The sequence below is a fragment of the Nitratidesulfovibrio sp. genome (assembly GCF_040373385.1).
Classification (GTDB): domain Bacteria; phylum Desulfobacterota; class Desulfovibrionia; order Desulfovibrionales; family Desulfovibrionaceae; genus Cupidesulfovibrio.
Genome location: NZ_JBDXXH010000002.1, coordinates 424,572 through 442,152 on the forward strand (window position 1 = coordinate 424,572; position 17,581 = coordinate 442,152).

At 65.8% G+C, this 17,581-nt stretch carries 15 protein-coding genes; 2 read left to right on the forward strand and 13 right to left on the reverse strand.

Annotation, left to right across the window (positions count from 1 at the left end):
* Positions 1-32: 32 nt before the first annotated feature.
* The 12 genes from ABWO17_RS04950 to ABWO17_RS05005 all read right to left on the reverse strand — a co-directional run bounded on the left by ABWO17_RS04950 (position 33) and on the right by ABWO17_RS05005 (position 14,340).
* Complete coding sequence (locus ABWO17_RS04950) at positions 33-1,736, reverse strand: nickel-dependent hydrogenase large subunit (RefSeq protein ID WP_353116461.1); 1,704 nt, start codon at positions 1,734-1,736, stop codon at positions 33-35.
* 57 nt (positions 1,737-1,793) lie between these two features.
* Positions 1,794-2,747: a hydrogenase small subunit gene (locus ABWO17_RS04955; RefSeq protein ID WP_353116462.1), complete on the reverse strand. Its 954-nt coding sequence runs from the start codon at positions 2,745-2,747 to the stop codon at positions 1,794-1,796.
* 604 nt (positions 2,748-3,351) lie between these two features.
* The gene (hysD, locus tag ABWO17_RS04960; RefSeq protein ID WP_353116463.1) at positions 3,352-3,831 is read right to left on the reverse strand and encodes a NiFeSe hydrogenase maturation protease; all 480 of its coding nucleotides are present in this window, start codon (positions 3,829-3,831) and stop codon (positions 3,352-3,354) included.
* Positions 3,832-4,079: 248 nt separating this feature from the next.
* Positions 4,080-5,612, reverse strand: coding sequence for a NiFeSe hydrogenase large subunit HysA (gene hysA, locus ABWO17_RS04965; protein WP_353116464.1), 1,533 nt, complete (start codon positions 5,610-5,612; stop codon positions 4,080-4,082).
* A 29-nt stretch (positions 5,613-5,641) separates the two neighbouring features.
* Positions 5,642-6,595 carry a NiFeSe hydrogenase small subunit gene (gene hysB / locus ABWO17_RS04970; RefSeq protein WP_353116465.1) on the reverse strand — a complete coding sequence of 318 codons (954 nt, stop codon included), beginning with the start codon at positions 6,593-6,595 and terminating at the stop codon, positions 5,642-5,644.
* Positions 6,596-7,197: 602 nt separating this feature from the next.
* On the reverse strand, positions 7,198-8,820 hold the full coding sequence (cimA, locus tag ABWO17_RS04975; RefSeq protein ID WP_353116466.1) for a citramalate synthase: 1,623 nt from the start codon (positions 8,818-8,820) through the stop codon (positions 7,198-7,200).
* Between the two features lie 9 nt (positions 8,821-8,829).
* Positions 8,830-10,059, reverse strand: coding sequence for an aspartate kinase (locus ABWO17_RS04980; protein ID WP_353116467.1), 1,230 nt, complete (start codon positions 10,057-10,059; stop codon positions 8,830-8,832).
* Positions 10,060-10,152: 93 nt separating this feature from the next.
* Positions 10,153-10,794 carry a tRNA (adenosine(37)-N6)-threonylcarbamoyltransferase complex ATPase subunit type 1 TsaE gene (tsaE, locus tag ABWO17_RS04985; protein WP_353116468.1) on the reverse strand — a complete coding sequence of 214 codons (642 nt, stop codon included), beginning with the start codon at positions 10,792-10,794 and terminating at the stop codon, positions 10,153-10,155.
* Between the two features lie 11 nt (positions 10,795-10,805).
* Complete coding sequence (locus ABWO17_RS04990) at positions 10,806-11,258, reverse strand: CBS domain-containing protein (RefSeq protein WP_353116469.1); 453 nt, start codon at positions 11,256-11,258, stop codon at positions 10,806-10,808.
* Positions 11,249-12,976, reverse strand: a complete 1,728-nt coding sequence (locus ABWO17_RS04995; protein WP_353116470.1) for an NAD(P)H-hydrate dehydratase — start codon at positions 12,974-12,976, stop codon at positions 11,249-11,251. The genes ABWO17_RS04990 and ABWO17_RS04995 overlap by 10 nt, the downstream gene beginning before the upstream one ends.
* 110 nt (positions 12,977-13,086) lie before the next feature.
* Complete coding sequence (locus ABWO17_RS05000; protein WP_353116471.1) at positions 13,087-13,458, reverse strand: holo-[acyl-carrier-protein] synthase; 372 nt, start codon at positions 13,456-13,458, stop codon at positions 13,087-13,089.
* Between the two features lie 156 nt (positions 13,459-13,614).
* Positions 13,615-14,340, reverse strand: a complete 726-nt coding sequence (locus ABWO17_RS05005) for a pyridoxine 5'-phosphate synthase (protein ID WP_353116472.1) — start codon at positions 14,338-14,340, stop codon at positions 13,615-13,617.
* A 258-nt stretch (positions 14,341-14,598) separates the two neighbouring features.
* Here ABWO17_RS05005 and ABWO17_RS05010 point away from each other — a divergent pair, with 258 nt between their 5' ends.
* Positions 14,599-15,936 (forward strand): UDP-glucose dehydrogenase family protein, encoded by a 1,338-nt coding sequence (locus ABWO17_RS05010; protein ID WP_353116473.1) that lies wholly within the window; start codon positions 14,599-14,601, stop codon positions 15,934-15,936.
* A gap of 321 nt (positions 15,937-16,257) precedes the next feature.
* On the opposite strand, the gene ABWO17_RS05015 is transcribed toward ABWO17_RS05010, so the two are convergent.
* Positions 16,258-16,482 carry a hypothetical protein gene (locus ABWO17_RS05015; protein WP_012611434.1) on the reverse strand — a complete coding sequence of 75 codons (225 nt, stop codon included), beginning with the start codon at positions 16,480-16,482 and terminating at the stop codon, positions 16,258-16,260.
* 458 nt (positions 16,483-16,940) lie between these two features.
* Between ABWO17_RS05015 and ABWO17_RS05020 the strand changes: the two genes are divergently transcribed.
* Positions 16,941-17,417 carry a chemotaxis protein CheW gene (locus ABWO17_RS05020; RefSeq protein ID WP_007521528.1) on the forward strand — a complete coding sequence of 159 codons (477 nt, stop codon included), beginning with the start codon at positions 16,941-16,943 and terminating at the stop codon, positions 17,415-17,417.
* Positions 17,418-17,581 lie beyond the last annotated feature (164 nt).

Sequence of the window (17,581 nt, forward strand, 5' to 3'; positions counted from 1 at the left end):
ACCGGGCAGGTCGGCAGGGGCGTGGGCACGGGCTACAGGATGCGGAACTTGTGCACTTCGTTGGTATGCCCGTCGATGACGTGCACGCCGCAGGCGATGCACGGGTCGAACGAGTGCACCGTGCGCAGGATTTCCACGGGGCGCTTGGCGTCGGCCACCGGGGTACCGATGAGCGATTCTTCCACCGGGGCCATCTTGCCCTTGGCGCAGCGGGGGCCAAGGGTCCAGGTGGAGGGCACGACCAGCTGGAAGTTGCCGATCTTGCCGTCCTCGATGCGGATCCAGTGCGACAGGCCACCGCGCGGAGCGGTGACGAAGCCGACGCCTTCGGCCTGCTTGGGCATTTCCCACGGGGCGCAGATGACGTTGTCGCCCTTGGCGATGTTGTCCTTGTACTCTTGCAGCATCACGCCCACGTATTCGGCGATGACTGCGGTTTCGATGCCGCGCGCCGCCGTACGGCCCAGGGTGGAGAACAGGGCTTCGGGGCCCACGCCCAGCTTGGCGAGCACGGCGTCGGTCACGGCCTTCACCTTGGGATGCCCCTGCGAGTAGGCCACCAGTACCTGGGCCAGCGGCCCGGTTTCCATGGGTTCGCTCATGTAGCGGGGGGCCTTCATCCACGAGTAGCGGTCGTCGCCGTGCAGGTCGGTGTACTTGGGCTGGGTCTGGCCCTTCCAGGGGTGGCGGGCTTCGGCGCCTTCGTACCAGCTGTGGCGCACGTGCTCTTCGATCTGCATCTTGTCGAACGGCTTCACGTTCTTGAAGTCGCGCTTGAAGACCACGCCCGGCTTGAAGTACCGGCTGTTCAGGTCGTACTCGTCCTTCGGGAATTCGCCGAAGGTGATGAAGTTGGTGGTGCCGCCGTACTGCGCCCAGTCCTTGTAGGCTGCGGCAACCACGAGCAGGTCGGGGATGTACACTTCATCCACGAATGCCTTGGTTTCCTTCCACAGCGCCTCGAATTCGGCGATGCGCTTGGGCGTCAGGGCGTCGTAGCAGGTCACGCCGCCCACCACGGTGAACTGGGTGTGCGGGTTCTTGGCGCCGAAAACGGCCATGGCGCGCGCGGCCTTTACCTGAAGGCGCAGGGCTTCCAGGTAGTGGGCGGTGGCGATGAGGTTGGTTTCCGGGTCCAGGTAGTAGGCGGGGTGGCCGCCCAGGAAGTAGGCATTGGTGAACGGGCCGAGCTGCCCGCTTTCCACGAAGGTCTTCAGCTTGTCCTGTACGGCCTTCAGGTCTGCCGCCGTGGTCTTGCGGGGCGAAATGGACGAGGCGACCTTGGCGGCCTTGGCCGGGTCGGCCTTCAGCGCGGCGGTCACGTCCACGAAGTCCAGGGCGTGCAGGTGGTAGAAGTGCACGATGTGGTCGTGCAGGTACTGCGCGCCCAGCACCAGGTTGCGGATGTAGGTGGCGTTCTTGGGGATGTGCACGCCCACGGCGTTGTCCACGCAACGGGTGGAGGCCAGCGCGTGGGTATAGGTGCACACGCCGCAGGTACGCTGGGTGAAGTGCTGGGCGTCGCGGGGGTCGCGACCCTTCAGGATGATTTCAAGGCCCCGGAACAGCGTGGAACTGCTGTAGGCGTTCTTGACCTTGCCGTTCTCCACTTCCACCTCGATGCGCAGGTGGCCTTCGATGCGGGTAACGGGGTCGACGACGATGGGACCGCTATAGGAGCTCTTGGGCGTGACGGGGATGCCGCCCGGAGCATTCTGGGCTCTGCAGCCGCTCATGGTTTCCTCCTTGGCTGTTGCCTATGGGGTGTTGGGTGACCTTGCGCGTGCGCGTGATCAGTTCTGATAGAACGGGGTCATGGCGTCCCAGAAATCGGGTTCGCTGCACCCTATGCAGGGGTGCCCCGCGTCCACGGGCCAGTTGGTCTGGTTGAACTTGATCTTCGGGCAGTTGTTCATGGTCACCGGGCCCTTGCAGCCCAGCTCGTAGAGGCACCAGCCCTTGCGGGCTTCTTCCGATTCGAACGACGGGGCGAATTCACCCGCGTCGAAGTGCGGCAGGCGGGGGCACTGTTCGTGCACGGTCTGGCCGAAGAACATGGTGGGCCGGTTCAGGCTGTCCAGTTCGGGCACGGCCTTGTTCTTCAGGTAGTACACGATGGTGCCGACCAGGTTGTACGGGTTCGGCGGGCAGCCGGAGATGTTGATGGCGTTGACGCCAAGGTGCTTCAGCGCGTCGTTGACGCCCTTGGCCCCGGTGGGGTTGGGCTTGGCCGCCTGCACGCCGCCGAAGGTGGCGCAGGTGCCGTACGCGATGACGGCCTGGGCCTTGGGCAGGATGCGGCTGCAGATGTCCAGCATGGTGTGGTTGGCCACCTTGCCGTAGATGCCGTTGGCAGCCGTGGGAATGCCGCCTTCCACAACGGCGATGAAGCCGTGCGGGCTGTTGACGGCCTGTTCCAGGGCGGCTTCTGCCGCTTCGCCCGCGGCGGCCATGAGGGTCTCATGGTAGTCGAGGGAGAGCGTGTCCAGAATCAGGGTGTCGATGTAGGGTTCGAACGCGCGCAGCACCGATTCGGAACAGCCGGTGCATTCAGCGTTGTGCAGGTAGACCACGGACGGACGCCGGGGGCCCATGAGCGCGCGGGCAACTTCCGGCGCGAACGCGGGGCCCATGCCCATGGTCACGGCGATGGCCGTACAGAACTTGAGGAAGTCGCGTCGAGACACGCCGCGTTCCGCAAGCCTTTCCTCCACGCCCTCCTTGCCGAGACCGATCGAGATTTTCATCCCTGCCTCCTTCGGCACGGCATGTCACCGTGCCTGCCCGCCGCCAGCGGCGCGGCGGGGTAAGGGTCGTACTGGTGCGAAAGGCCCCCCGGATGCGTGCGCTTCTGCGTGCACCCGTTTCCCGCGGCGACCTGTCCGCACGTTTGCCGGGAAGGTACAACACATTGAAACGTTATTCCAATTGAAAATGCAAATGGGGCGCACATTTCTGCATCGCAGGATGGAATGGATACGTGTAATGGCTGGCGCGGCGCGGCTGGATGTGTGGTGTGAAGATGCAGTGGGGGAGAGGATTGCTGTTTCGATGTATTGTTTGTGCATTCAATTTCATGCAAAGCAGGAAAGGGTGCTTTCTTGCTTGAAAAGCAAAAGGCGTGCTACGTTTAATTAAAACGTAGCACGCCTTTTGCTGTAATCTGAAAACGTATGCACGTGCGCCAGCAACCGTGTTGTTGCCGCGCAGGGGCGACCGCCCACCTGGTCCGGTATAACCCGGTCATGGCTCGGTCACCCACCTCCAAGCCCCGCACAGACAGGCTCTGCCGGTCTTTCCCGGTTACCGTCCAGATTGATAGGATCTGCGCGCGGGCTTATTCGTGCCGTTTCAGCCTGCCTGCTCCATTTCCGCGATGATGGTGCGGATTTCTTCACGCGCCACCTCGACAAAGCGCGGAAAGGCTGCCTGCACCGGCTCGGAAAGTCCGATGTTCCAGTTCAGGAAATCGTGCGGTTCCATGCCGATGACCTGCATGTAGGGGCGCGGGCCACGCAGTTCGGCCATCTTCAGCGAATCGATGAGGTCCACGTCGTGGATGGACAGCCGCTGCTTCTCGTTCTGGACCAGATCGTCTTCCGACAGGCGGTAGATGGTGCCGGGGGCGCCCTTGGCGTGCACGATGTCCAGCACCAGCAACCGGTCGTACCCTTCGAACAGGTAGAAGATGTCCTGGGTGAAGGTGCCACCGTCCATCAGGGTGACGTTCTGCGGCCAGGTTTCCTTCATCAGTTCTTCCACGGCAAAGACGCCGACGCCATCGTCGGTGAGCAGGGTGTTGCCGATGCCGAGTACGAGCAGCTTCTGCATGTGGGCTCCATGGTGTTCCGGTACGTGGGCGGAGAAGGCGTCGTGATCGTGGTGCGGCGTCACGGTATCACGGCGCGCGTCAGGGGGGCACCCGTTGGGGATGCGTCATTCCTTCGCGGCTCACCCTATGGCGGGCGGTGGGCAGCGCGCAAGCGCCCCCGGTTGCGCATCGCGCAGGATGGGAATGCAAGAGGGGACCAGGCCGGCCCCGCCGGTCTGGCCCCCTCCATAGGTTCGGTATGCGGCGTCTACTTCACTTCGACGACGGAGACCTTGCCGGATTCAGCGTGCAGCACGTGCACGGCGCAGCCCAGTCACGGGTCGAAGGCGCGGATTACCCGCGCCACGTTCACCGGGTTGCTGATGTCCGGCACGGGGGTGCCGATCAGTGCGCGTTCCACCGGGCCAAGCTGGCCGCTGTCGTCGCGCGGGTTGCAGTTCCAGAGCGTGGCGGACACGATCTGGTAGTTGTCGATCTTCTGGTCCTTGATGTTGATGTAGTGGACCAAGGAACCGCGCGGCGCTTCGGTGAAGCCCACGCCCTCGGACTTGGCGGGAATTTCGGCGGAGGCGAAGGTTTCTTCGCCGGCCTTCACTTCCTTCAGCCAGCGTTCGATGGCGGAGAGCATGTAGTAGGTTTCCTCGGCGCGGGCCACATGGCGGCCCATGACCGAGAAGGCCTTGTCGTCACCAAGGTCGCGGAAGCGCTTGGCGTTCAGCTTGAACAGGTCCTTCAGCAGCTTCTGGCCCACGGGCGACAGTTCGGGGTTGGTGACCCACATGCGGGCCACCGGGCCGGACTCGACGGCCTTGCCGTTGTAGCGGGGAGCCTTGACGAAGCTGTACGCACCGGCCTTGTGGGGCGCGGGCACCGTCTTGCCTTCCGAGAAGTGCAGGCCGGTGGTGGCGTCGTCGAACCAGGAGTACTTGACGTATTCCTTGATCAGCTTGGGATCGAAGGGCTGGTCCTTGCCGTCGATGTACACGCCGCGCTTCAGGTGCAGCTCGGTCATGGCATCGTTCATGGGGAAGGCGCCGAACGAGATGCAGTTCTTGTAGCCCTGGCCGAACGAGAACAGATCCTTGTAGGCCGCGCCCACGGTGTAGGCCACGGGCACGTACTTCTTTTCGACGAATTCGCGCACCTTCGTGAAGCGGGCGGCGTATTCGACAAGGGCTTCCTTGGTGGGGATCTGGGTGGTGCCGCCCACGACCTGGCCCTGCACGTGGGGCATGCGCCCGCCGAACATGGCGACCATTTCGTGGCAGATGCGGCGCACTTCAAGCGCTTCCAGGTACTGGTCCACCGCAGCGGCGTTGATGTCCTTGGGCAGGCGCAGATCGGGCTTGGCAAAGCGCGGCACGAAGGGCGCGCTGTCCGGCCCCTGCACGAAGTCCAGGGCGGCCAGGTGGTAGAAGTGCAGGATGTGCGATTGCAGGTAGTTGGCGCCGAAGGTCAGGTTGCGGGTAAGGCGGCCGTTGGTGGGCACCTTGACCTTGAAGGCGTTGTCCAGCGCCATGCATGAGGCGGTGGAGTGGGCCGTGGGGCACACGCCGCAGATGCGCTGCACGATCTGCGAGGCGTCACGCGGGTCGCGCCCGCGCAGGATGGTTTCGAAGCCGCGATACATGCCGCCGGACAGGCGGGCGTCAACCACCACGCCGTTTTCAACGGTGACTTCGGCTTTCAGGTGGCCTTCGATTCTGCTTACCGGGTCGATGGCGATGGTCGCCTTGCCGGTGGCCCCGGCAGGAGCGGCCTTGGGTGTACAGCCGGACATGGTTTCCTCCTTGGAGTATGGCGCCGGGGCTAGGCCGAGTAGAAGGGAGACTTGCCGTCAGGGAAGTCGGGTTCGACGCAACCGATGCACACCGCGTTGGATACGCACCAGTTCACGCCGCCGTTCCACTTGCGCTCGAAGCTGTCGCACATGGACATGGGGCCCTTGCAGCCGAGGTCGTAGCGGCAGCCGTCCTTCTTGGTGAAGGTTTCGCACATCTTCCCGGCGTCGTACGCTTCAAGGTAGGGACAGTTTTCATGGACGTTGCGGCCATAGAAGGGGGTGGGGCGGCCGTCGGCGTCAAGCAGCTTGACCACGTCGGCAAGGCCCGCGGCAAGGCCCTTGGCCTTGATGGCGTTCAGCGCCACCACCACGGTGCCCACGATCCAGTCGGGGTGGGGCGGGCAGCCGGGAATGTTTACCACCGGGGTGGCGATGCCGTTTTCCTTGAAGAACGCGGACACCGACTTGGCGCCGGTTTCGCTGCCCTGGGCGGCGGGAATGCCGCCATAGGCCGCGCAGGTACCCACGGCCAGCACGGCCGCGGCGTTGGCGGCAACGCTCTTCATGGCATCAGCCATGGAGATTTCCTTGTGGTGCGCTTCGCCGATGATGCAGTACTTGCCGTCGGCCTCGGTGGGCACCGCCCCTTCGACCACCACGAAGTACTTGCCCTTGTACTGCTCCGCGATCTTCATCATGTGTTCCATGGCGGGTTCGCCTTCCCACGCCATGACGGTGGGGTGGAACTCCAGACTGATGACCTTCAGCAGCACGTCGGCGATGGTCGGGTGCACCGAGTTCAGCAGCGACACCGAGCAACCGGTGCAGCCCTGGCCCTGCAGCCAGAGCACCGGAGGCCGTTCGCCGTTCAGCGAACCGGAAATGGCTTCACAGACGGCGGGGTGGAACATCTGGGATATTCCGAACCCTGCAACCGTACCTGTGCACAATTTGACGAAATCACGCCTGTTGAGACTCATCCCTGCCTCCTTGGTTGCGGCGTTAGCATAGACCATAATGGCTATTTTCCCGCGATAGCCCCGTATACTTTCAATGACGAATAGCCCTCCCCCCTCTTCTGGGTCAATGCGATGTCGATGGCAGGGGTGGGTTTTGATAGAAAAAAGTGATTTGAGGGGGCATGTTGCGACGGTTGAGTGGTCAAACGGGATTGATGGTGTGAACAAAGCTACGAAAAGTGTTATCACGAAGGGGGGGCGTGTTACGCCAGGCCCGGAGCGGAGCGAAGCATTTCTGCCCGTGTCCATTGAGGATTTTCCTGAATGCCCCGTGGTGGTAGGGGGGGCTGGCTGTGCCGGAACAGGGGGAAATGTCTGGGCAAGCATTGATGCGGAACACAGCAGGCACAAGAAAACGCCCCGGTCGTATGGCCGGGGCGTTGCTGGTGTTGATGCTGGCGAGGTGCGATGGCTGGGCGTGAGTACTGGTGCGAATGCCGGGCATGCACGCTGTGCCGTCCCGCCCTGTTGGCGTAATCGACTCTATTCACCGTCCGAGCCCGCCCTGCGGACGTGCTCGACTTTACTCTCCGTCCGAGCCCGCCCTGCGGGCATGCTCGACTCTACTCTCCGTCCGAGCCCGCCCTGCGGGCGTGCTCGTCCTTGTACAACTTGTAGGTGACGGAATCGGCCAGGGCCTGCCAGCTTGCCTCTATGATGTTGAACGACACGCCCACGGTCACCCAGCGGCTGTCGGAATCGCCCGACTCGATGAGCACCCGCACGGTGGATGCCGTGCCCCCACCGGTTTCCGCGCCGGTCAGCACGCGCACCTTGAAGTCCAGCAGGCGCATTTCGCTGAGGCGCGGGTAGAAGCCCAGCAGGGCCTTGCGCAGGGCGTTGTCCAGCGCGTTCACCGGGCCGCGCCCGGTGGCGGCGGTGTGTTCGGTCACCCCTTCCACGTCCACCATCACCGAGACTTCGGAAGCCGGGTCGCCTTCACTGTCGTGCTTGGTTTCCAGTACCCGGAACTGCAACAGCCGGAAGAACTCGCGCACGCCGCGCCGGGCCAGCTTGCGCAGGATCAGCAGTTCCACCGATGCCTCGGCGGCGGCGTAGTCGTAGCCCAGGCTGGCCTTCTTCTTCAGTTCGGTCAGCAGGCCCTTGACCACCGGCTCGTCCTTGTCCAGGTGAAAGCCGAAGCGCCGCGCCAGCGAGACGATGTTGCTGCGCCCGGCCAGTTCGGTGATCAGGATGCGCTGGCGGTTGCCCACCACGTCGGGGCTGATGTGTTCGTACAGCGACGACTTGCGGTTCACCGCGCTGACGTGCACTCCGCCCTTGTGCGCGAAGGCCGACCGGCCCACGTACGGCTGGCGGCTGAACGGCGGGATGTTGGCCACTTCCGCGACGTAGGCGGCCACCGCCGTCAACTGCTGCAACCGCCCCTGGGGCAGGCAGGTGTATTCCCCGCCGAACTTCAGTTCCAGCGTGGGGATGATGGAGCACAGGTTGGCGTTGCCGCAGCGTTCGCCCACCCCGTTGATGGTGCCCTGGATCTGCGCGGCACCGGCCTGCACCGCCGCGATGGAGTTGGCCACCGCCAGTTCGCAGTCGTTGTGGGCGTGGATGCCCACGACCGCGCCGGGCAGGGCCTCGCGCACATCGGCCACGATGCGCGCCACCTCGTGCGGCAGGGTGCCGCCGTTGGTGTCGCACAGCACCAGCACGTCGGCGCCTGCCTCGTGGGCGCGGCGCAATGCGCTCTGCGCATAGGCGGCGTTGTGCTTGTACCCGTCGAAGAAGTGCTCCGCGTCAAAGTACACCTCGGCCAGCTTTCCCTTCAGAAAGGCCACCGAGTCGCCGATGATCTCCAGGTTGCGCGCGGCATCAAGGCGCAGGGCCTCTGCCGCGTGCACCTCGCAGGACTTGCCGAAGATGGAGGCAACCCGCGCCCCGGATTCGGCGATGGCGCGCAGGTTGGGGTCGCTGTCCGCCGTGAAGTTGGGATGATGCGTGCTGCCGAAGGCGCTGATCATCGCATGCTTCAGGTGGTAATTTGCGATTTCCTTGAAAAACGCCACGTCCACCGGGTTCGACCCCGGCCACCCGCCCTCGATGCGGTCGATGCCGAGTTCGTCCAGCTTGAGGGCGATCTTCAGCTTGTCGGCCGCAGTAAGGTTGATGTCCTCGGATTGCGAACCATCGCGCAGGGTGGTGTCGTACAGTTGTATGCGCCGGGTCATGACCGCCGCCTACGCGTTGCCGAGGTCGTGATTCAGGCCGAAGGCGTCGTGCAGGGTGCGCACGGCGAGTTCGGTGTACTTTTCCTCGATGAGGCAGGTAATCTTGATCTCGGAGGTGCTGATCATCAGGATGTTGATGTTCTCGGCGTGCAGCGCCGCGAACGCCTTGGCCGCCACGCCCGAGTGGTTGCGCATGCCCACGCCGATGGCCGAAACCTTGGCCACCTGGGTGTCGTGCAGCACTTCCTGCGCGCCGGTCCTGGCCCGGATTTCCTCCATCAGCGCCAGGGTCTTCTTGAGGTCCCTGCGGGGCACGGTGAAGGTCATGTCGGTGACGCCGTCGCGGCTGGGGTTCTGGACGATCATGTCCACCAGAATGCCCTGCTGGGACAGCGGGCCGAAGATGGCGGCGGAAACGCCCGGCCTGTCGGGCACGCTGCGCAGGGTAACCCGCGCCTGATCCTTGTCGTAGGCTATGCCGGAAACGAGAACGGCTTCCATCTCGCAATCCTCCTGGGTGACCATGGTCCCCGGGGTGTCGGTGAATGTAGAACGCACGTGGACGGGCACCTTGTACTTCTTGGCGAACTCCACGGACCGGATTTGCAGCACTTTCGCGCCCATGCTGGCCATTTCCAGCATCTCGTCGTACGAGACGCGGTCCAGCTTGCGGGCGGTGGAGCACAGGTTGGGATCGGTGGTGTAGACGCCGTCCACGTCGGTGTAGATTTCGCATTCCACAGAGCCCAGGGCGGCGGCCAGCGCCACGGCGCTGGTATCGGATCCGCCGCGCCCAAGCGTGGTGATGCGTCCTTCGGGCGTCACGCCCTGGAACCCGGCAACCACGATGACGTCGTGGGTTTCCAGTTCCTTGCGCAGGCGCGAGGCGTCGATGTCCATGATGCGCGCCCGCCCGAAGGCGTCGCTGGTGGTGATGGGCACCTGAAACCCGGCCATGGAGCGGGCCTTGATGCCGGAATCCTTGAGCAGCATGGAGAAGAGCGCCACCGAAACCTGCTCGCCGGTGGCGATGAGGGCGTCCACCTCTGCCGGGTCGGGGTCCACGGACCATTCATCGGCCAGGGCCAGCAGGCGGTTGGTCTCGCCCGAGCGGGCGGAAAGCACCACCACCGGCTTGTAGCCGTCGCGCAGCGCCCGCCGTACCTTCTCGCGCACCTGCTTCATGCACTCGAGGTTGGCGACGGACGTGCCGCCGAACTTCTGCACCAGAATACGCATACCGCTTCCTTGTCGTGCGTTGTGTCGAGCGTTGTGCCCTGCGTTGTGCCCAAAGCTGGGGGGCATGCACCGGGCCGGAGCCCGGCAGCGTCGCTACGTGTTCTCTCGGTCGTTCGGGGCGGCGGGGGCCTGTGTGGCCGTGTCCGCCGCATCGGGCACCGTATCCGGTGCCGTTACCGGCACGACGAGGTCCGCGACCTCGTGCGCCGTCGCATCCAGTACGCGGCGTGCCACCTCTCCCCAGGCAATGGCCGTGATGAGCCTGCCGTGCGCGACCGGAAGCCAGGTGAGCTCCAGCCTGTCAGGGGGCAGCACGTTGGCCGGAAGGCGTTCGGCCCATTCGACGATGACCAGCGCCCGCCGGGGGCCTTCCGTTTCCAGAAGGTCCAGCAGGGCGTCGTCCGCCACCGCCTGGGCGGCGCCGGGCGCCTGCTCCAGCCGGTAGAGGTCGTAATGGGCCGTTTCCGGCCGGGTGGGGTACATGTTGCAAATATTGAAGCTGGGGCTGCTGACCTCTGCGTTGCCGCCGCCGGGCAGCGCCTCTACCAGGCCGCGCACCAGGGTGGTCTTGCCCGCGCCAAGTCCGCCGGACAGCAGCAGGGTGCGCGCGAGGGGCTGGTCCGCAAGGGCCAACGCCAAGACGCGGCCCAGGCGCAACGTGTCGCCGGGGCCGGGCAGCCGCAGGGTCAGGCCTGCGGCATCCCCAATGGGCCGGACGGAATTCGCTGGGGCCATGCGCCCGACGGCTACGCCCCAGCAAGGGTGCGCAGCACGTCCTCCTTGCCGATGACGCCCACCAGCCCGCTCGCGTCCACCACGGGCAGGGTGTGGTACTTGGAGTCCACCATCAGGCTGGCCACTTCGTCGATGGGCGTTTCCGGGGTCACCGTGATCGGGTCCGGCGTCATGGCCTGCCCCACGTTGGTGGCGGAGATCTTGCGCATCTCCTCGTCCAGGTCGCTCATGGAGCGCAGGGGGATGAAGCCGTCAAGCACGGTGAACAGCGTCGGCAGGTTCAGCTTCTTGTGCTGGGCGATAAGGTCGCTCTGGCAGATGACGCCGACAAGGGCTCCCTTTTCGTTCACCACGGGCAGGCCGTTGAACTTGCGCTGAATCATGATGCGGGCCGCTTCGGCGATGCCGGTATCCGGGGTGACGGTGACGGGGGCGGCGGTCATGATGTTCTTGGCTAGCAGCATGGGAAGGGCTCCTTTCGCGCGCGGGGGATGGCGTCGGCGATTTCGCTCGGGGTGTTGCCCCGCGCGGGGTAGTCGTGCAGCAGCAGTTGACCCGCCTTGGCGTGCAGGTACGCGGCAAGGCAGGCGGCCACCTCTGGCGGTGCGCCCTGCGCCAGCAGGGCACCGGCAAGGCCGGAAAGCACGTCGCCCGAACCGGCGACGGCAAGCGTGGGTGCGGCAAGGGGAATGATGGTGATGGGCCGGTCGCGCCGGGTGACGAGGCTGCCCGCGCCCTTGAGCACGAGCACCCCCGCGCAGCGCGCCGCGAAGGCCCGGGCCGTGACCGCCCTGCCGCGTTGCACGTCCGCCGTGGTCAGGCCCGCAAGGCGGGCCATTTCGCCGGGGTGGGGGGTAACAATATCCGTTTCACGCACCAAATCAAGAGAAACAAGGCCTTCCGCCAGCGGGAACAGGCCGTCGGCGTCGATGACCGCAGGGGGCCTGCCGGGCAGTGCCAGCAGGGCGGAGAGCACTTCCGCAGCTTCCGGCGAGCGGCCCATGCCGGGGCCGATCACCAGTGCGTTGCAGCGTGCCGCAAGTGCCAGCAGGCCGGGCAGGGCGGCGGGGTCCCAGGCGCGGCGTTCGCCAAGGGGCAGGGTCATCACGTCGGGGGTGGCGGCCTTGACTTCGGCGGCCAGGCCGCCGGGGCAGGCCACGGTGACCAGGCCCGCACCGCCGCGCAACGCGCCCAGCCCCGCCAGCAGCGGCGCGCCGGTGAGCCCTTCCGATCCGCCCACCACCAGCACGTGCCCGGCGGTGCCCTTGTGCATGCAGGGCGTGGGCGCGGGCAGGGCGGCAAGGCAGGTGTCGTCCAGCATGCGGTACGAGGCCGGGTGCAGCGCGCGCACGGCCTTCGGAATGCCGATGGGCCGCACGTGCAGGCGGCCCGTGTAGGGGGCGGCCTCCGGCAGGACCAGGCCGGGCTTTGCCGCCTCGAAGGTGACGGTGGCGTGAGCACGCACGGCGTCGGGGCGGGGGCGGCCCGTCAGCCCGCCGAGTCCGGAGGGAATGTCCAGCGCCAGCACGAAGGCCCGGTCGGAAAGTTCGTTGATGGCGGCCACCAGTGCCGCTTCCCGTTCCCGGAGGGTCCCGGTGAAACCGGTGCCGAGAAGGCCGTCCACCACCACATGGGGTGCCAGCCAGCGCGGGTCGGGCAGGCCGCGCGGCCACGCCCCGGCGGGGCGGAAGGGCACGCCGCAGCGTTTGGCAAGGCGGACGTGGTAGCCCGCCGCGCCGCGATAGCCGCCCAGGGGGCGGGTGTGCAGCACCAGCACCTCTGCCCCGGCGTCGTGCAGGTGGCGGGCCAGGGCGGCCGCGTCGCCACCGTTGTTGCCGCCACCCATGAACAGCAGCACCCGCAGTCCAGTGAACGGGCATGAGCCGGACGAGCAGGAGCCGGACGAGCATGAGCCGGACGAACAGGATCCGGACGAGCATGAGCCGGACGAACAGGAGCCGGACGGGGGGGCTGGCGTCCCAGGCGTACCGGCGTTCATGGCGGACGCGGCCAGTTCCGCGCGCAGCACGTGCAGTGCCTCGCGGCTGGCGTTTTCCATCAGGATGTCTTCGCGCAGGCCGAAATCGGCGCTGGCGGCGCGGTCCCATCCAGCCATTTCCTCCGGGGCGGGCAGGTCCATGTAAGGCAGGCGCCAGCGGTCGGCGGTGTCGGTCGGGGTCATGGAAAGCTCCTGTGCGGCATGGCATGGCTGCCGTCAGCCCCTCGGGGGCATTTGGGGGGACGGGAGTCTTCCCCCGGAAGCACCTTCACTGTCGCGTCTGGCCCGTGCGTTCAGCGCTCCAGCACCACCACGGCGGCGGCGGTGTCTCGGCCATGGGTCAGCGAGACATGGGCGGCGATGGCGCCCAGCGCGGCGAAACGGTCGGCGGCCTTGCCGTGCAGCACCAGTTGGGGCTGACCCGTGGGCAGGGGGCGCACCTCTATGTCGCGCGGGCCGATGCCCTGCGAAAAGCCGGTGCCCAGAGCTTTCACGGCGGCCTCCTTGGCGGCGAAGCGCGCGGCCAGAAAGGCCACGGGCGCGGCGGGCAGGCAGGCCAGTTCCGCAGGGTGCAGCACGCGCGCGGCAAAACGCTGCCCGTGGCGTTCCCAGGCCCTGGCGATGCGCGAAAGCTCCGCGATGTCGATGCCGAGGCCCACGATCATGCGTTGTCTCCGGTGTGTGCGAGCTGGTGCATCATACTATATGGTTGTTCGTCGGGGGCAGGCTTTGCTCCAGTTGGGGCGGTGTGCATACCAGGCGCTGTTTAGATGCAGGATTTGGGTTCGTCGGGACGGAGACCCCTGTCTCGGAAACAACATCTACGCCGGAAAGCGGGCGATGATGGCCGCCATGTCGGCCACGGCGCGCTCGAACCCGGTGAATACCGCGCGGGCAACGATGGAGTGGCCGATGGAGAATTCACTGATGCCCGGCACGTCCGCGAAGTCGTAGATATTGTCGTAGTTCAGCCCGTGCCCGAGGTTCACGCCAAGTCCCAGCGACCGTGCAAGGCCGATGGCCCGCACGATCTTGTCGCGTTCGGCCCGTTGGGCGGCGCGGGTGGGGGCATCGGCGAAGTGGCCGGTGTGCAGTTCGATGTACGGGCAGCCGATGGCGGCGGCGGCGCGTACCTGCGCCTCGTCCGCTTCTATGAACAGGCTGGACAGGATGCCCTGGGCGTGGATGGGGGCGAGGTACTCTTTCAGAAACGCCTCGCGCCCGGCAACGGCAAGGCCGCCCTCGGTGGTCAGTTCCTCGCGCTTTTCGGGCACCAGACAGACCATGTGCGGCTGGCGGGAGAGGGCGATGGCGCTCATTTCCTCGGTGGCGGCCATTTCCAGGTGCAGGCGGGTCTTCAGGGTGCGGGCCATCAACTCCACGTCATGGTCCTGAATGTGACGGCGGTCTTCGCGCAGGTGCACGATGATGCCGCGCGCCCCCGCCATCTCCGCCAGATGGGCGGCGGTGATCGGGTCCGGCTCCTTGCCGAGGCGCTGCTGGCGCAGGGTGGCGACGTGGTCCACGTTGACGACGAGAACGGGCATGGTGACTCCTTGGGTGAACATACCGAATGTGCGGGATTTTCACACCCCTGCGGGCGTGAAGTCAAGCGCGGCGCGGAGGGTGCGCGACCAGCCGGGACTTTTCCGATCCCAGGCTGCTCCATGGCCCATCCGTTGACGAACGGCGGGCCCGCGATGTAGGGCAGGGTGCGTATATCAGGTGACCACTCAATCATCGGCGGCGACCGCCGCCGCTATCCTTGCATCCGCTTATCCCGCACGAAACCCAACGAGGATCGCATGAACGTCTGCATCGTCGGCACCGGCTACGTTGGCCTGGTCAGTGCCGCCTGCTTCGCCGAGATGGGCAACAACATCTGCTGCGTGGACGTGAACCCCGAGGTGGTGAAAACCCTCACCGCCGGAAAGGTGCACATCTACGAACCCGGCCTTGAGGAACTGGTGCGCCGCAATCACGCGGAAGGACGCCTGGTCTTCACCACCAGCCTGGAACAGGGCCTGGAGCGCGCCCAGTTCGTGTTCATCACCGTGGGCACCCCCTCGCGCGAGGACGGATCGTGCGACCTGTCCTACGTGGACCAGGTGGCCCGCGAGATAGGCCGCCTGATGCACCGCCCGCTCATCGTGGTGGACAAGTCCACCGTGCCCGTGGGCACCGCCGACCGGGTGCGCGGGCTGATCCGCGAGGAACTGGCCGCGCGCGGCGTGGATATCGCCTTCGACGTGGTGTCCAACCCCGAATTTCTCAAGGAAGGCGACGCGGTGAGCGACTTCATGAAGCCTGACCGCGTGGTGGTGGGCACGGAAGACGAGCGCTCCGCCGAATATCTGCGCCAGTTGTACGCGCCTTTCGCGCGCAGCCGCGACAAGCTCATCGTCATGGGCACCCGCAGCGCGGAAATGACCAAGTATGCCGCCAACTGCATGCTGGCCACCAAGATTTCGTTCATCAACGAAATCGCCGGGATTTGCGAAAAGGTAGGGGCCGACGTGCGCGAAGTGCGCATCGGCATCGGTTCGGACCAGCGCATCGGCTACCATTTCATCTACCCCGGCGTGGGGTATGGCGGCTCGTGTTTTCCCAAGGATGTCAAGGCGCTGATCCACACCGCCCGCGAATCCGGGGCTGTGCCCCAACTGCTGGACGCGGTGGAAGACGTCAACGCCCGCCAGAAGGTGTCCATGGCCCGGCGCGTGCGCGACTACTTTGCGCCGCAGGGCGGGGTTGCGGGCAAGACGCTGGCCCTGTGGGGCCTGGCCTTCAAGGCCAACACCGACGACATGCGCGAGGCGGCGGCCCTGTCGATCATCAAGGATCTCACCGCCCACGGCATGCGGGTGCGGGCCTTTGACCCCGTGGCATCCGAGAACGCCGCGAAGCTCATCGGCGACAACCCGCTGGTGGAGATCGTGCACAACCAGTACGAGGCCTGCCGGGGCGCCCAGGCGCTGCTGGTGGTCACCGAATGGAACCAGTTCCGCAACCCCGACTTCGAGCGGGTGAAGGAACTGCTGACCGCGCCTGTGCTGTTCGACGGGCGCAACCTGTATTCGCCGTCGTTCATGGGCGAGCAGGGCTTTGCCTACTTCTGCGTGGGCCGCGCCGCCAGCCTGTAACCGGGCGGCAGTGAAAACGTCAGGCCCCCGCCGGAGTTTCCGGCGGGGGCCTTTGCGTTGCGAGAGTCGGCGTATGCAGGGAGGGTGCTGCTGCCGGGCCGACAGGCAGAGACGCGGGCGCAACGGCGCGGTCCGGTCCGTTGTGTTGTTCTGCTGCCGGGCCTCGTTGTTCGGCCATGCAGGCCGCAGCATGCGGAAAGGGCCGCACCCCATGTTCGGGATGCGGCCCTTTCCGCGTGGCCGCCACGGATGCTGGTCCGGCGGCGGGATGCCTCGGGTCGTGCCTTCCTCTGGGTCGGACCTTCCTCTGGTCGGGCCTTTTCAGGGGCGCCGATCGAGGCTGCGTCTACAGGATCGCAGTTGCAGCTCCTGCAGGATCAGCCGTTCGTACTCCACGGAGTGTTGCGGCTGCACGTTGAAGTCTTCTTCCAGAAACTTTTCGAGGAACTGGGTCTCCTCCCAGAAGTCGAGCAACTCCTCGTCACCGAGAGCCTTGATTTGCAGGGCGAGGGGCAGGTCGTCGGGGAAGGGGAACATATGCGCCATCGGCAGCATTCCTCCGCATCGGTGGACGTTGTGGTGCCGGGGCGGTCGCCGGGCCGGCCGCCTGCCTCTCTCGGACGTCTCTGATCGGTCGTGCACCTGCCCGTACGGTCCGGTTGTGCCCCCGTTTCCGCAAACCATACCCCATGCCGGGCGGGGCCGCCCTGAGGCGGACCACGCTCGTCGGGTCCCTGCTGCCCGCGCGTGCATGGCACACGACCAGCACGCGGTGTGCGTGTGGCGTTACGGGGCAAACGGACTGGTTGGGCTGTGCAGCCACCTTTTACGCCACGGCGGCATGATTATCAAGCCCCGTGGCGGGAATGCGGCCCATTGAAAGGAAGATGACGCGAGTGCGTCACTTGCCTTGAAAGATGATTCCGCATAGGATTGTGCGTGCGGTCGCGGCGTTCGTCGCCCGGACTGCCGCAACTGTCGCTACCCGCACCAAGGAGCTGGTCATGGATGCAACGCAGAAGAAGCAGGATGATGAACTGCTGCAACTCGTCACGTTCAGCATCGGCGACGAGGAATTCGGGGTGGACATCCTGAAGGTGCAGGAAATCATCCGCACCATGGAGATCACCAAGGTTCCCCGCGCGCCGGAGTTCGTCGAGGGCGTCATCAACCTGCGCGGCAAGGTCATTCCCATCATCGACCTGCGTCGCAGATTCGGTCTCGACTCCAAGAGCCACGACAAGCATACCCGCATCATCGTCATCGAGATCAACAACATGATTGTCGGGTTCGTGGTGGATTCCGTTTCGGAGGTGCTGCGCATTCCCGCGAGCACGGTCGAGCCGCCGCCACCGGTGGTTGCAGGGCTGGAGTCGGAGTACATCAGCGGCGTGGGCAAGTTGCAGGATCGCCTGTTGATCCTGCTGGACCTCGACAAGCTGCTGTCCAACGACGACATGAGCATCCTGGGCCACATCTAGGCATTTTCCCCGTTCTCGCACGCGCCCCGGCGGCTTCGGCCACCGGGGCGCTGCGCATTGGGCGAGGCCGTGTGGCTGGCCCCTGCGTTCCCCCGGGGCCTTGCGGAAGCCGTCGGAATGCTGCCGGTTCGGACAGGGGCCAGCCCGAAGCCAGACAGACTCCG

What these genes read in the sequence shown, in the direction of transcription:
- ABWO17_RS04950 (WP_353116461.1), bottom strand. Translation starts at nt 1,736, where the DNA reads ATGAGCGGCTGCAGAGCCCAGAATGCTCCGGGCGGCATCCCCGTCACG.
- ABWO17_RS04955 (WP_353116462.1), bottom strand. Translation starts at nt 2,747, where the DNA reads ATGAAAATCTCGATCGGTCTCGGCAAGGAGGGCGTGGAGGAAAGGCTT.
- hysD (WP_353116463.1), bottom strand. Translation starts at nt 3,831, where the DNA reads ATGCAGAAGCTGCTCGTACTCGGCATCGGCAACACCCTGCTCACCGAC.
- hysB (WP_353116465.1), bottom strand. Translation starts at nt 6,595, where the DNA reads ATGAGTCTCAACAGGCGTGATTTCGTCAAATTGTGCACAGGTACGGTT.
- cimA (WP_353116466.1), bottom strand. Translation starts at nt 8,820, where the DNA reads ATGACCCGGCGCATACAACTGTACGACACCACCCTGCGCGATGGTTCG.
- ABWO17_RS04980 (WP_353116467.1), bottom strand. Translation starts at nt 10,059, where the DNA reads ATGCGTATTCTGGTGCAGAAGTTCGGCGGCACGTCCGTCGCCAACCTC.
- tsaE (WP_353116468.1), bottom strand. Translation starts at nt 10,794, where the DNA reads ATGGCCCCAGCGAATTCCGTCCGGCCCATTGGGGATGCCGCAGGCCTG.
- ABWO17_RS04990 (WP_353116469.1), bottom strand. Translation starts at nt 11,258, where the DNA reads ATGCTGCTAGCCAAGAACATCATGACCGCCGCCCCCGTCACCGTCACC.
- ABWO17_RS04995 (WP_353116470.1), bottom strand. Translation starts at nt 12,976, where the DNA reads ATGACCCCGACCGACACCGCCGACCGCTGGCGCCTGCCTTACATGGAC.
- ABWO17_RS05000 (WP_353116471.1), bottom strand. Translation starts at nt 13,458, where the DNA reads ATGATCGTGGGCCTCGGCATCGACATCGCGGAGCTTTCGCGCATCGCC.
- ABWO17_RS05005 (WP_353116472.1), bottom strand. Translation starts at nt 14,340, where the DNA reads ATGCCCGTTCTCGTCGTCAACGTGGACCACGTCGCCACCCTGCGCCAG.
- ABWO17_RS05010 (WP_353116473.1), top strand. Translation starts at nt 14,599, where the DNA reads ATGAACGTCTGCATCGTCGGCACCGGCTACGTTGGCCTGGTCAGTGCC.
- ABWO17_RS05015 (WP_012611434.1), bottom strand. Translation starts at nt 16,482, where the DNA reads ATGGCGCATATGTTCCCCTTCCCCGACGACCTGCCCCTCGCCCTGCAA.
- ABWO17_RS05020 (WP_007521528.1), top strand. Translation starts at nt 16,941, where the DNA reads ATGGATGCAACGCAGAAGAAGCAGGATGATGAACTGCTGCAACTCGTC.